Source organism: Burkholderia sp. MSMB1826 (genome assembly GCF_001526325.1).
Lineage (GTDB): Bacteria > Pseudomonadota > Gammaproteobacteria > Burkholderiales > Burkholderiaceae > Burkholderia.
The window spans coordinates 166,731-180,773 of record NZ_LOYN01000043.1 but is presented as its reverse complement, the minus strand read 5'-3'; the positions used below and the strand labels follow the sequence as shown (position 1 = coordinate 180,773).

General features: G+C 67.5%; 9 protein-coding genes. 2 read left to right on the top strand and 7 right to left on the bottom strand.

The window, feature by feature from the left end; genetic code table 11:
* Window positions 1–25: 25 nt before the first annotated feature.
* The 7 genes from WS95_RS24550 to WS95_RS24520 form a co-directional block, all read right to left on the bottom strand.
* Window positions 26–1,054, bottom strand: a complete 1,029-nt coding sequence (locus WS95_RS24550; RefSeq protein WP_059826612.1) for a fimbrial protein — start codon at window positions 1,052–1,054, stop codon at window positions 26–28.
* Window positions 1,051–1,797 carry a fimbrial biogenesis chaperone gene (locus WS95_RS24545; protein WP_059826610.1) on the bottom strand — a complete coding sequence of 249 codons (747 nt, stop codon included), beginning with the start codon at window positions 1,795–1,797 and terminating at the stop codon, window positions 1,051–1,053. The genes WS95_RS24550 and WS95_RS24545 overlap by 4 nt, the downstream gene beginning before the upstream one ends.
* A gap of 17 nt (window positions 1,798–1,814) precedes the next feature.
* Window positions 1,815–4,265: a fimbria/pilus outer membrane usher protein gene (locus tag WS95_RS24540; RefSeq protein WP_059826608.1), complete on the bottom strand. Its 2,451-nt coding sequence runs from the start codon at window positions 4,263–4,265 to the stop codon at window positions 1,815–1,817.
* A 122-nt stretch (window positions 4,266–4,387) separates the two neighbouring features.
* Window positions 4,388–4,900: a fimbrial protein gene (locus WS95_RS24535; RefSeq protein ID WP_059826606.1), complete on the bottom strand. Its 513-nt coding sequence runs from the start codon at window positions 4,898–4,900 to the stop codon at window positions 4,388–4,390.
* An 849-nt stretch (window positions 4,901–5,749) separates the two neighbouring features.
* Window positions 5,750–7,210, bottom strand: coding sequence for an efflux transporter outer membrane subunit (locus WS95_RS24530; RefSeq protein WP_059826774.1), 1,461 nt, complete (start codon window positions 7,208–7,210; stop codon window positions 5,750–5,752).
* Window positions 7,210–10,350 (bottom strand): multidrug efflux RND transporter permease subunit, encoded by a 3,141-nt coding sequence (locus WS95_RS24525; RefSeq protein WP_059785658.1) that lies wholly within the window; start codon window positions 10,348–10,350, stop codon window positions 7,210–7,212. The genes WS95_RS24530 and WS95_RS24525 overlap by 1 nt, the downstream gene beginning before the upstream one ends.
* Window positions 10,351–10,365: 15 nt before the next feature.
* Window positions 10,366–11,568: a MexX/AxyX family multidrug efflux RND transporter periplasmic adaptor subunit gene (locus WS95_RS24520; protein WP_059826605.1), complete on the bottom strand. Its 1,203-nt coding sequence runs from the start codon at window positions 11,566–11,568 to the stop codon at window positions 10,366–10,368.
* Window positions 11,569–11,719: 151 nt separating this feature from the next.
* Here WS95_RS24520 and WS95_RS24515 point away from each other — a divergent pair, with 151 nt between their 5' ends.
* A complete protein-coding gene (locus WS95_RS24515) occupies window positions 11,720–12,382 on the top strand; it encodes a TetR family transcriptional regulator (protein ID WP_059826604.1) in 663 nt (220 codons plus the stop codon).
* Window positions 12,383–12,704: 322 nt separating this feature from the next.
* Entirely contained in the window at window positions 12,705–13,970 is a 1,266-nt protein-coding gene (locus tag WS95_RS24510) for a M23 family metallopeptidase (RefSeq protein ID WP_059826602.1), read from the top strand.
* Window positions 13,971–14,043 lie beyond the last annotated feature (73 nt).

The window sequence follows — 14,043 nt, the reverse complement described above, 5'->3', positions numbered from 1 at the left end:
GCACGCCGCTCATGCCGCACAACGCTCAATACAGGAAAATCCGGATCGTTGCGGCCGCATCGAACGGCCCGATCTTCGGTGGTCCGAACGACTTGAGCACCGCATCGAGCAACACGCTCTGATTCGTGACGTTGGCCGGAAACTGCGTGAGCGTGAACTGCTTGTTGAACTCGATCGCCTTGCCCTGGCTGTCCTCGAGGCCGATGCCGAAGTTGCTCTTGCTGTCAGGCACCAGCAAGCCGTTCTGCACGATGCCTTTCGTCGCTTCGAAGTAACCGTCGACGCGCACCGGGATGCTGCATTTCTTCGTCAGCGACAGCGAAAACCGCCGGCGCGGCACGGCCGGCAGGAAGCCGTTGCCGGATGTCTGCACCTGCCCGAAATTGACGATGCCCGGCTCGGGCGTGACCAGCACGTCGACCGTGCACGGCGTCGGCTTGAGCTTTTGCAATCCGCTCAGGTAGTAGCGGAAGCTCCCGTTGCTGTTCAGCCCGCGTTCGCCGTCGAACTGGAACACCGCGTAGACGTCCGACGGCGGCGTCACCCATGTTCCGCGCTTGCGCACGACGATCTGATACGTGATGCTGATCGGCACCTTGGGGCACCGCCCTTGCCCGACCTCCCAATCGCTCAAATGGCACACACCGACGGAGCTGCCCGTATCGATGCGATCGCCCTGCAGGTTGCCGCGCCCGTAATGGTCTTCGCCACCGTAGCGAATGCCGACTTCGAGCCCCCATGCCGCCGGATTCTGCATCGCCGGATTCGCGTAGAAGTAAACCTGCTCGGGGAAGTTCTGCAGCCTGGGAATATCCTTGTAGCAATAGCCGGTCGTCGTGCGCGGCGGAGAAACCCAGATCACGTAGCCGTCCGGCGCGTCGGTCGGATACGACGCGACGTTGCCGATCGATTCGGTCAGCGACATGCCGCTGCCGTTCGCGACGCATTTCAACGCCCACGCCGGCTGCGCAAGCGCGACGAACAGCGCGAGCGCACACCACCGGAGCCACTTGGGCATCCGCGCCGTCACCCCGCTTCGAGCGCCCCCGCTCATTTCTTCACGCTCTTGCACACACCGGCCTCGCACGCATACTCGACCGCCACCTGGCCGCCGTAATCGTCGATATGCGTGACGAACAGCGTCGACGGCGTCGCCGCCTTGAACGGCACGTCGGCCGTGCTCATCGGGCTCACCATCGTCGGCTCGATCGGCACCGGCGTTTTTTGCGCGCCCGCGCTCATGTCGACCACCGTCACGTGGTACGGCGTCGGGTTGTCGAACACCAGCTTGTGCGCGGCCGCATCCACCCGCAGCGTCATCGGCAGCGTCCAGTCCTCGTCGCGCGCGGGCTGCACGGCCTTCGGCCGGTAGAACAGCTTCATCTGCGTATGCAGCGCGATCTGCAGCGTGTTCGGCGTGTCGGTCTTCGGCGGCACTTCGCGGATGTTCAGGTAGAACACCGTTTCGCGATCGGCGGGCAACTGTGCGCCGGGCAGCTTCGCGATCCGCAGCACGTTGCGCTCGTTCGCCTCCACCCGCTGCAGCGGCGGCACGACCATCAGCGGCGACGTGATCTTGTTGCCCTTCGCATCCTCGAGCCACGACTGCACGAGATACGGATACGTCGTGCTCTTGTTGGCGATCGTCACGATCGCGGCCTGCTCGCCTTCGTTGAAGATCACGCGCGTGCGGTCGGGCACGATCGCCGCATGCGCGGCGCCTGCCAGCACCGCACCGACGGCCGCGAACGCGCACAGCGCGCGCCGCGGGAAAGCAAGGGAGAAAACGTTCTTCATCGCTGGATCCATGGAAATCATCGTTCGACCCGTGCGGCCGCCGCATGCGGCTCGCCGGGTGTCCGGCACGTCAGCGGAATCGGCGTGCCTTCGAGTTGGAGTGAATTCGGCAGTGCGTCGATCGTGCAGAGCGTCCGTTCGCCCGCCCGCACCGCCAGCGTGGATTTCGGCTGAACCTGGGTCAGGAACGCCGCGCCGCCTTCGCCCACGATGCCGAGTTCCTTGCCGTTCGCCGCGTCCTGCACCGACGCACCGAACGGCAGCGGCTTGCCGGCCGCGTCGGTCAGCGTCAGGTACAGGTTGCTGCCGCGCGCCGCGGAAAATTTCACGAAGCCGATCGCGCCGTCGGTCAGCACCATGCGCTGGATCGGATTCGTGACCTGCACTTCGAGCGGCAGCTTCTCGACGTTGACGGTCGCGTCGTACACGTTGTACGGCGAGATGCCGTCGAGCACCGCGTAGCCGCGCGAATCGGTATGCGTGAGCGTGCCGGACAACGGCACGCCGGGCACGCCGTCGGTCGACACCAGCAGCCGCGTATCGCCCGCATTGCCGTTCGCGTGCGCGGACACGCCGTACTGCGTCGCGACGAACGAGCCGTCGACTTCGAGCGACGCGGCCGCATACGCGTTGGCGAGCGTCGACGCCTGCGCGGTGAGCTGGTACGCCGACGTGCGCTGGCGGAAGCTCGCGTTCGCCGACGCGCGGCCGTCGGTCGCGCCCGCATTGACCTGGTACGTGCGGCCGGCCGGGTCGTCGTAGATGTAGCCGGCGTTCACGCTGGTGCTGCCGCTGCCCGTCGTCAGGTTCGACGTGACGGTGTGGTTGCCGCCGATCGGCAGCGTCGCGGTGACCGAGAACTGGTTGCCGCTCGCGCCCGCGCTCTGCGTGCGGAATGCCGACACGCTGACGTTCAGGTTGCGCAGCGTGCCGATCGAGAACGCACGCGTGAGCGTCAGGCCGACCCGCTGCTCGGACGCACGCGCCCAGTAGGTCGTCTGGTCGTACGAGAAATAGGTCGACGTATTGCCGAAGCGCTTCGACATCGTCGCCGAATAGCGCTGCTTGCTGTTGGCGAGGCCGTACGACGTCGGATCGCCGGAGAATTGCGCGAAGTTGGTGTACTCGCGCTCGGAGAAGCGGTAGCCGAAGAAGCGCACGTCGGCATCGAGCCCGTCGAAGTGCTTCGAATAGTTGATGCGATACGAGTTGCCGTTGCGTGTCGCGCCGCTCCACCACAGGCGCGCCCGCGCGTGCGTGACGTCGGCCGACACCGCGCCGAAGGCGCCGAAATCGCGGCCGACGCCGAGTGCGACCGACGTGTAGCCCGACGCCGCGATGAAGCCGCCATACGCGGTGATGTCGAAAGGCAGGCCGTACGCGATTTCGCCGAAACCGAAGAACGGCGTGATGCCGGCGCCGCCGAACAGGCGCGGCTTGCCGACCGCGGCCTTGTAGCGCAACTGTCCGGTGCGCGCGAGGAACGGCACGGCGGCGGTCGTCACCTGGAAGCGCTGCACGCTGCCGTCCTCTTCCTCGACCGCGACGTCGAGCGTGCCCTGCACGCTCGTGTTGATGTTCTGCAGCGCGAACGCGCCCGGCGACACGCGCGTCACGTACAGCACACGGCCGGCCTGCGACACGGTCACGGTCGCGTTGGTGCGCGCCACGCCCGAGATCAGAGGCGCATAGCCGCGCAGCGACGGCGGCAGCATGCGGTCGTCGCTGCGGATCGACGCGCCCGTCAGCGCAAACGTGTCGAAAATGTCCGAGCTCAGGTAGTCGTCGCCGAACGTCACCGTCGACTGGATCGACGGCAGCGCGCGAAATGCGTAAAGCCGGCTGAAGCGGAACGTGCGATCCGCGTACGCCGTGTTACCCACGTTCGATTGCGCCTGGTAGTCGCCGCGCAAGCGCCACGCCGCCCAGTTCGCGCCTACCGTCCCGTAGGCCTGGATCGCGTTCGTCTGCCCGCCGGCCGCACCGAAGTTGCGGTTCGTGTTCGCGATCACGCGATAGTCGAGCATCGCGCCGGGAATCCCTTCGGACCAGTGGTCCGGCGGCAGGTAAGTCGAATCGGTGAATTCGAGCGCGGCCTGCGGAATCGTGATCTTGAGCCGCCCGTCGCTTTTCAGGTAACGCACGGTCGCCCCTTCGATCGCAGCCAGGTCGACGCAACCGCCCCGAAAGCGCGGCAGATCCTTGACCAGCGACGGCTTCAGACCGAACCGCGCGACGAGCTCCGGTCGCAGGCACGGCTTGCCCGCGCCCGTCGCATCGACGGTCACGAATTCGATCGGCTGCAGTCCGAGGTACAGGTCGTTGACCTGCACGTCGAGCATGTACTCGCCGGGCAACGTGAAGTCCGGCTGCGAGAACTGCGACAGGTCGACGTTGCTCGTTCCGTCGATGTCGAGGAACGACGAATTGAATTCCGTCGCATGGCTCTGGCTGCCGACGACCAGCACGGAGACGCAAAGGAAGGAATGTCTGATTCGCACGCGGCGCTACCGGGAGTCCAGGGAGAAGGAAAACGGGAGGAAAGACGAAGGAGGAAGGGACGCACGCCTCCCTCCTCCGGTACGGACGCTTACTGGTAGCGGACCGTGAAGTTCGCGACGCCGTCGGCGGTACCCGGCGTCACGCCGGCTGCCGTCGCTTCGTACATCGCCGCGAAGCGCGCGGTGTTCGTGCCGTTCTGCAGCAGCGTCGGCGCCTTCTGCTCGGCGCCGTTGTCGAGGTATTCGCCCGACGCGGACTGCAGGCGGATGCCGACGTTGGTTGCCGAACCGATCGTGGCGAGCAGCTTCGGCTGGCCGGCGCTCGACGTGCCCGTGAACGTGAAGTACGCGTTCTGCGCGATGCTGGTGTCGCAGTCGGTCAGCTTGATGTCGAACGACACCGGGTCCGACTTGTCGCCGGCTTGCTTGAACTTGTTGGTCGGCACCTTGCCGAGCTGCACGGTCTGGTTGACCGAGTTCGCATCGATGCCGCATGCGCCCGCGACGATCTCGCCCGTGAAGTTGATCGTGCCGGTGCCCGCCGCGAGGGCCGAGGTGGACAGGGCCGCGAGTGCGACGGCGGTCAGGAGAGGTTTTTTCATGACGTTTCCCGTAAGGAGTGCAAATGGAATGGACGACGTGGCGGATAAAAACGGCAGCGTGTGGTGGCTCCCGTCCGACACGAGGCGGCATTATCGAGATAACAACGAAAGATTTCTGTAAATCATTGTCAAATGCATCTGACAATGTTCGATTCACTCCTCCAGGAGCTCATTCATTCCTTTTTACTTTCAATTCCGGATCCTTTATCCGCACTCCTTTTTGATTTTCCGGAAGCGCTTGAAGATTAAGGGAATTTTTTGCCGATAATCGCCTCTGCCATATCCCTCCTCGTCGGCACCGGCTTGCGCGCGGCCTCCTGTCAAAGGACAAAACATTGTCCAGTGCCGCCATCGTTGTCCGATCGCAACACGAATATCGAATCATTTTCAACTGACAGGAAATTAACGGCGGAATCTTATCAATATGGATTTATCGCGCAAACGATTGCGAAAAGCATACAAACGTTTTACTGCGACACTTTGCCGCCGCGATTGTTTCCAATGCATTGATTAATTCGATCGTCAATTACCGATCGGGAATCGGCAGCATGCGCGGTCGCCGGAACACGCATGGCATGCCGGATTCGATGAAATGGGAAACGAAGAGACGCGGCACGTGCTTGCGCCGGCGGACGACACGATGGGTCTATGGATGCGGGCGGCAGCAGAAGCCGCCGCTGCGCGCGGCCGGGAGATGAGAACGATGCGCGGGCCGGCAAAAGAAGCGCCGATGGCGCAAGGCGGTACGGTGGGCGGCACGCCCCGTCGAAGTGACGACCGCACATCGAATCGTGCAGCCGCCGTCGTGTTGCCCGGCACGCTGCGGCGCCAGGCAACACATCGCCCATCTCACGCGAAAGCCGCGGCCTCCGCCGATGCCGGCGCCCAGCCGCCGCCGAGCGCGCGATACAGCGCGATCGCGTTCGCGAGCCTGAGCTGCCGGAGCCGGATCAGCTCCTGCCCCGACTCGTACGTGCTGCGCTGTGCGTCGAGCAGTTCGAGATAGGTCGCGACGCCGCCCGCATAACGACGCTCCGCGAGCTTCAGCCGCGCGCCGTCCGCCGCATACACGTCCTGCTGCGCGGCAAGCTGCCGGTCGATCCAGTCGCGCGCGGCGAACGCATCGGCCACTTCGCGAAACGCGGTCTGCACGGCTTTCTCGTATTCGGCGACCGCGATGTCCTTGCGCGCGTTCGCGACGTCGAGGTTTGCGCGATTGCGTCCGCCCGCGAAGATCGGCAGCGTGATGCGCGGCGCGAAGGTCCACACGCTCGTGCCGGCCGCGAACAGGTTCGAGAACGCGTCGCTCACTGAGCCGTAGTCGGTCGTCAGCGCGATGCGCGGGAAGAACGCCGCGCGCGCCGCGCCGATGTTCGCGTTCGCGGCTTTCAGCCGTGCCTCGGCCTGGCGGATGTCCGGCCGCCGTTCGAGCAATTCGCTCGGCGCGCCCGGTGCCACGGGCGCGATCGACAGCGTGTCGAGCGCGGTCGCGTCGGCGGGCACGTTGCGCGCGAAATCGCCCGCCAGCAGTTGCAGCGCCCGCACGGCCTGCGCATGCTCGCGCTGCAGCGCGGCCTGCGACGCGCGCGCGGACGCGACCAGCATCTCGGCCGAGCGCAGCTCGATCGCGTCGCTCGTGCCGGCGGCATAGCGGCGTTGCGTGAGCGCGGCGATCCGCTCGCGCGCATCGAGCGTGCGCTGCGCCAGCGCCCGCTGCTCGTGCAGTGCACGTTCCGATACGTACGCGCCGGCCACTTCGGCGATCACGCCGATGCGCACCGTGCGCTGCGCGTCGGCCGTCGCGAAGTATTCGGCGAGCGCCGCATCGGACAGGTTGCGCACGCGGCCGAACAGGTCGAGCTCGTACGCACTGACGCCGACGCCCGCGCGATACAGTCCGCTGATCGCGCTTTCGCGCACGACCGGATCGTACTGGCGCGCGCGCTCATAGCCGAGCTGCGCATCGACCGACGGCATCCGGTCCGCGCGCTGCACGCCGTACAGCGCACGCGCTTCTTCGAGCCGGCCGGCCGCGATCCGCAGGTCGCGGTTGTTCGCGAGCGCCGCATCGATCCACGCCTGCAGCGCCGGATCGGTGAAATACGCATGCCAGTCGTCGAGCAACGCGGCATCCTGCGCCGCGGCCGGTTCGGCCGCCGGCGCAGTACTGCCGTCGACCGGCGCATAGCTTGCCGGCACCGGCGCCGCCGGACGCTCGTAACGCGGCGCGAGCGAGCAGCCGGCGAGCGCGAGTGCAGCGGCCAGCGCGACCGGAGCCCGTCGCGCGGCGCATACGTTCAGCGCAAACATCATGGTTGCGAACCCTCCATCGTCGCCGGCCGCGACCCGCCGCGCCGGCGCGGGCCGACGTCGAACAGGCGGCCGACGATCACGAAAAACAGCGGGACGAGAAACACCGCGAGCACGGTCGCCGTGATCACGCCGCCGAGCACGCCCGTGCCGATCGCCCTCTGCGCGCCGGACGCGGCGCCCGATGCGAACGCGAGCGGCAATACGCCGACGCCGAACGCGAGCGAGGTCATCACGATCGGCCGCAGCCGCAGGCGCGCGGCTTCGAGCGCCGCGTCGACGAGCGGCATGCGCTGCGCCACGAGATCCTTCGCGACTTCGACGATCAGGATCGCGTTCTTCGCGGACAGCCCGATCGTCGCGATCAGCCCTACCTTGAAATAGATGTCGTTCGGCATCGCCCGCAGCGTCACGCCGAGCACCGCGCCGATCACGCCGAGCGGGACGACCAGCATCACCGCGAACGGAATCGACCAGCTCTCGTAGAGCGCCGCGAGCGCGAGGAACACGACGAGCACCGACAGCGCGAACAGCATCGGCGCCTGCGCGCCCGACAGCCGCTCCTCGAACGATTGCCCCGACCACGCATGGCCGATGCCGGCCGGCAGCGTCGCGGCGATCCGCTCGATCGCGCTCATCGCCTCGCCGCTGCTGTGGCCTGCCGCGGCCGAGCCGTTGATCGTGAACGACGGATAGCCGTTGTAGCGCGTGAGCTGCGGCGGCCCGAGCGTCCAGTGCAGCGTCGCGAACGCCGCGAGCGGCACCATCTCGCCGCGCGCGTTGCGCACGCGCAGCTTCCGCACGTCGTCCGGATCGAGCCGGTGCAGCCCGTCGGCCTGCACCATCACGCGCCGCACCTGCGTGCCGTGCATGAAGTCGCCGATATAGTCGGAGCCGAACATCACCGCGAGCGTCGTGTTGATCTCGTCCATCGACACGCCGAGCGCGGACGCCTTCGCGCGATCGATGTCGAGCTTCAGTTGCGGCGCGTCCTGCGTGCCCGCGAACATCAGGTCGGTGAGCGCCGGATCCTTGTGCCCCGCCGCGAGCAGTTGCTCGCGCGCGGCGCTGAACGCCGCGTAGTCGAGCCCGCCGCGATTCTGCAGCCGGAAGTCGAAGCCGCTCGACGAACCGAGATCGGGCAGCGCCGGCGAGTTCATCGCGAACACCGTCGTGTTCGGCGTGCCCGCGAAGCGCTCGTTGACGCGCGCGACGATCGACTGCACGTGATCGTGTGCGGCCTTGCGCTCCTTCCAGTTCTTCAGCGTGACGAAGATCATCCCGCCGTTCGGCCCTTCGCCGTACAGGTTGAAGCCGCCGAGCGCATACGTATAGGCGGTCGGCTCGTCGCGGCGGATGCTCGACTCGACCTCGCGCACGCTCTGCATCGTTTCCGCGAGCGGCGTGCCTTGCGGGCGAATCACCATCACCATGAAGTTGCCCTGGTCCTCGTCGGGCAGGAACGCGCTCGGCAACTGCGTGAGCATCAGCGCGGCCGCCGCGGTCAGCGCGCCGTACACGACGAGCCAGCGCAGCGGCTTCTTCAGCATCGTGCCGACCCGCGTCGCGTAGCGCTGCGTCGCGCGCGCGACGAAGCGGTTGAACCAGCCGAAGAAGCCGCGCTTCTCGTGGTGGTCGCCGGACACCGGCTTGAGCAGCGTCGCGCACAGCGCGGGCGTCAGCGACAGCGCGAGAAAGGCCGAGAAGCCGATCGATACCGCGAGCGACAGCGCGAACTGCCGGTAGATGTTGCCCACCGCGCCGCCGAAGAACGCCATCGGCACGAACACCGACGTCAGCACCACGGTGATCCCGACGATCGCGCCGCTGATCTGCCGCATCGCCTTGACGGTCGCGTCGTACGGCCCGAGCCCCTCCTCGACCATCAGCCGCTCGACGTTCTCGACGACGACGATCGCGTCGTCGACGAGGATGCCGATCGCGAGCACCATCCCGAACATCGTCAGCACGTTGATCGAGAAGCCGGCCGCGTACATCACTCCGAACGTGCCCGCGAGCGCGACCGGCACGACGAGCGTCGGGATCAGCGTCGCGCGCAGGTTCTGCATGAACAGGAACATCACGAGGAACACCAGCACGCCGGCCTCGATCAGCGTCGTGACGACCTTGTTCATCGACACGCGCACGAACGAAGACGTCTCGTACGGAATCTGGTATGTCACGCCCGGCGGGAAGTACGCGGACAGCTCGTCCATCGTCGCGCGCACCCGCTTCTCGGTGGCCACCGCGTTCGAGCCCGGTGCGAGCTTGATGCCCATCCCGGTCGCGACCTTGCCGTTCACGTACGACGGATAGTTGTAGTCGTTGCCGCCGAATTCGATGCGTGCGACGTCGCGCAGGAACAGCGCGGAGCCGTCGGCCCGCGCGCGCAACGCAATCGCGCCGAAGTCGGCCGGCGTCTTCAGCGGCGCGTCCGCGAACACGGTCGCCGCGATCGGCGCGCTGTCCGGCACCGCGCTGCGGCCGATGTCGCCGATCGTCACGCGCGCGTTGTGCGCCCGCACGGCCGACGCGATGTCCGACGCGGTGAGGCCGTGCCCGGCCAGCTTCACCGGGTCGGGCCAGATCCGCATCGCATATTCGGCGCCCCAGAACTGCACCTTGCCGACGCCCTCGACACGACGCAGCGCCTGCACGACGTTCGCCGACGCGTATTCGCCGAGCTGCACGTCGGTCATCCGGCCGTCGTCGGACGTCAGCGACACGACGAGCTGGATGTTGTCGGCGGCTTTTTCGACCTGGATGCCGTCGCGACGCACCGGCTCGGGCAGGCGCGCATCGACCGTCTTCAGCCGGTTCTGCACTTCGACGGCCGCGAGATCGGCGTTCACGCCCTGCTTGAACGTCAGGTACAGCGACGCCGCTCCGGCGCTGCTCGTCGCGGACGTATACAGCAACCCCGGCGCCCCGTTCATCTCGCGCTCGATCAGCGCGGTCACCGATTCCTCGACGACCTGCGCGGACGCGCCCGGGTACGTCGCATAGATGCTGACGACGGGCGGCGCGATGTCCGGATACTGCGCGACGGGCAGCGCGCGGATCGCGAACAGGCCGCCCAGCATGATGAAGATGGCGATCACCCACGCGAAGACGGGGCGATCGATGAAGAAACGTGCCATGTTGGTTTGAACCGGTCAGGTTTGACGGGCGGCCGCCTGCGAAGCGGCCGCTGCCGGCGCCGCCTTCGACGGCGGCGCCTTCTCGACGGGCTTGACGACCGTATCGGGCGCGAACTGCGCCGCGTCGTCGACGATCACGCGCTCGCCGCCCGCGAGGCCGCGCGTGACGCGCCAGTCGTGGCCGCTCATCTGGTCGGCCGTGACTTCGACGTCCTTGACCTTGCCGTTCGCGCCGACCACGCGCACCGACGTCCGGTCGGTCGTGCGCAACAGCGCGTCGCGCGGCACGAGGATCGCCCGCTGGTCGACCGCCGTGTCGAGCGCGATCCGCACATACGCGCCGGGCAGCAGCTCGCGCTCCGGATTCGGGAACAGCGCGCGCATCGCGACGGTGTCGGTGGTCGGATCGACCGCGAGATCGCTGAACAGCAACTTGCCCTTCAGCGGATACGCGGTGCCGTCGGCGCGCAGCAGCGTCACCGCGACGTCGTGCTGCGCAATGCCCGTCGCGCGCCCGCTCTTCACCGCGCGACGCAATGCGTCGACGTCGGCGGCCGGCTGCGAGAAGTTCACGTAGATCGGATCGAGCTGCTCGACGGTCGTGAGCGGCGTCGCCTGGTCCTGGCCGACGAGCGCGCCCTCGGTCACGAGCGCGCGCCGTGCGCGGCCCGCGATCGGCGCGGTGACGGTCGCGTAGTCGAGCTGCAGCTGAGCCCGCGCGAGTTCGGCCTTCGCGGATGCGACCTCGGCCTTCGCCTGCGTGTCGGCCGCGACGGCCTCGGTGTGGTCGCGCTCGCTCACCGCGCGATCGCGCACGAGGTCGTCGTAACGGCGGCGCTTGTCGGTCGCCGCGAGCGCGGCGGCCTGCGCCTTCGCGAGCGCGCCCTGCGCGGCATCGCGGGCGGCCTTCAGCGGCGCGGGATCGATGCGGAACAGCACCGCGCCCTGCTTCACTTCCTGGCCTTCCTCGTAGGTACGGGCGGTGACGATGCCCGCGACCCGCGCGCGCACCTCCGCCTGCCGATATGCGTCGAGCCGGCCCGGCAGTTCGACGGTCATCGGCACGGCTGTCGGGCGTACCGTCACGACGGTGGCCTGCTTCGCGGTCTCCGGCGCGGCGTTCTTGTCGCCCTTTCCGCATCCGGCCACGGCCAGCAGGGCCGCGAGCGCGAACGGCGCCAGCCGCAGGCGGCGCCACAGGGTGCGTTTGTTATTCATGTTCTGACCTCGGATCACTCGCCGCCGATACAATGCGGCGGCTCAGGGTGGCCGATTATAATCAGTCACGACTGATTAAATACAGGCCGCCTCAATCCGGCGCTCACTTTGTCTCAATAAAACGACAGCGAACTGTAAGGAATTTCACGACATGGCCCGCAAGACCCGGGAAGAATCGCTCGCCATCAAGCACCGGATCCTCGACGCCGCCGAGCTCGTGCTGCTCGAGCGCGGCGTCGCGCAAACCGCGATGGCGGACCTCGCCGAGGCCGCCGGGATGTCGCGGGGCGCCGTCTACGGCCACTACCGCAACAAGATGGAAGTGTGTCTGGCGATGTGCGACCGCGCGTTCGCACGCACCTCCGAAGGCTTCGACGCGGGCGACGGCCTGCCGCCGTTCGCGACGCTGCGGCGCGCCGCGTCGCACTACCTGCAGGAATGCGGCGAGCCGGGCCCGATGCAGCGCGTGCTGGTGATTCTCTATACGAAGTGCGAGCAGAGCGAGGAAAACGGTGCGCTGCAGCGGCGCCGCATGCTGCTCGAATTGCAGATGCTGCGCATCGCCAAGGCGCTGCTGCGTCGCGCGATCGCGGCCGGCGAAGTGGCCGCCGATCTCGACGTGCATCTGGCCGCCGTCTATCTCGTGTCGCTGCTCGAAGGCGTGTTCGCGTCGATGATCTGGACCAACCGGCTGCGCGGCAACCTGTGGAACGACGCCGAGGCGATGCTCGATGCCGGCTTCGACGCCGTCCGCACCTCCGCCGCTCTGCGCCGCCGCACGCAAAAATTGCCTGACCGACCAAAATCATCGTAACAAATGCTGATTTAACCCGATTTACCGCAGTACGAAACGAACGAACCGACCCCCTTTAAAATTTTTAACGTTTCGCGGAACATCGGTAGACTGACGCTGTCATCTTTCTTTAGCGTCTGCGTGATAACCGGGTTCGACCCGGTATGCACGCCGCCGTTCGAAGCGGGCCCGCCCCGCGCGTTGGGTCGAACGGAAACGACACAGGCCCCTGGCGGGGCCTGTTTTGTTGCACGCCCGCCGCCCGCCCCGTCGCCGTTCGACGATGTGCCGCCGGCGGCCCTCGCCCACACCCCTTTGAACCGCTTTCCTGGATGTGGACACCTTGGTCAAGTCCGTCGCAACCCCTGATGCCGCCGCGCCCGGTCGCGCGCAGCGCGCCGTGCGCGCGCTCGTGCCGGCCGCCGTGCTCGGCGCGCTCGCCGCATTCGGCCTCGCCGCCGCCCTGCCGGCCGTGTCGCAACTGCCGGGCGCCGTCGATTCGGGCACGGCCGCGCTGCCGCAGCGCGTGCTGTCCGATACGCCGTTTCCCACCGCGCAGCATTTCGTGACGAGCGAGCTCGCCCGCACGATCGGCGAGCGCAACGAACACGTCGATCGCCCCGATCGCAGCCTGCAGCCGGGCCTGTTCGCGCCGCTCAGCGCGCATCGCAACGACATGCTCGGCTACGCGAGCCTGTTCCAGTTCGCGTCGCCCGATCCCCGGCACGGGCTGCGCGCGGGCGACATCGAGCTCACGCTGTCCGATACGCTGAACCGTCTCGACGTGCCGCCCGAAGTGCGCATCCAGCTCGGCGATCTCGTCACCGGCAAGGTCGCGATGCGCGCGAGTGCGCAGCGCGGCGACTATTACCGCATCGCGTTCGACACGAACGACGGCACGCCGCGCCTCACCGCGCTCGAGCTGCGCGTCGCCGGCCGCACGTTCGGCGCGATCTGGTTCCGCGCGCCGGGCGCCGAGCATGGCGCGTACTACACGCTCGACGGTTCGCCGCTCGAAGCTGCCGCGTTCACGATGCCGGTCAAGTGGACGCGCATCAGCTCGTTCTTCGGCGAGCGCATCCATCCGCTGTCGCAGGCGATGGCGTTCCATACGGGCGTGGACCTCGCCGCGCCCAGCGGCACGCCGGTCGATGCGGCCGCCGACGGCATCGTGTCGTTCGTCGGCACCGATCCGGGCGGCTACGGCCGCTATGTGATCGTCGATCATGCGGACGGCTATTCGACCTACTACGCGCACCTGTCCGCGTTCGCGCGCGGGCTGAAGGTCGGCGAAACCGTGAAGCAAGGCCAGCGCATCGGCTCGGTCGGGATGACCGGCGCCGCGACGGGCCCGCACCTGCATTTCGAGGTGCGAGTCGCGAACGAGCCGGTCGATCCGCTCGTCACGCTCGCGAGCGCGCAGACGGCGCTGTCCGACATGCAGCTCACCGCGTTCCGCCAGGAAGCCGCGCAATGGCGCTTGCGCCTCGCGTCGATCAGTACGACGCCGTTCGCGTTCGCGCAGAACGACGGGCCGCTGTGGGGCGATTTCGCGACCGGTTCGTCGACGCTGCGCGCGGTGTTCGATACGCATTACAGCGCGTCCTGACGCGCGAACGCCGGCACGCACGCCAAGAAGCGCACCGCGACCACAGCAGCATGCTCACGCCCGTCGCCGCTCG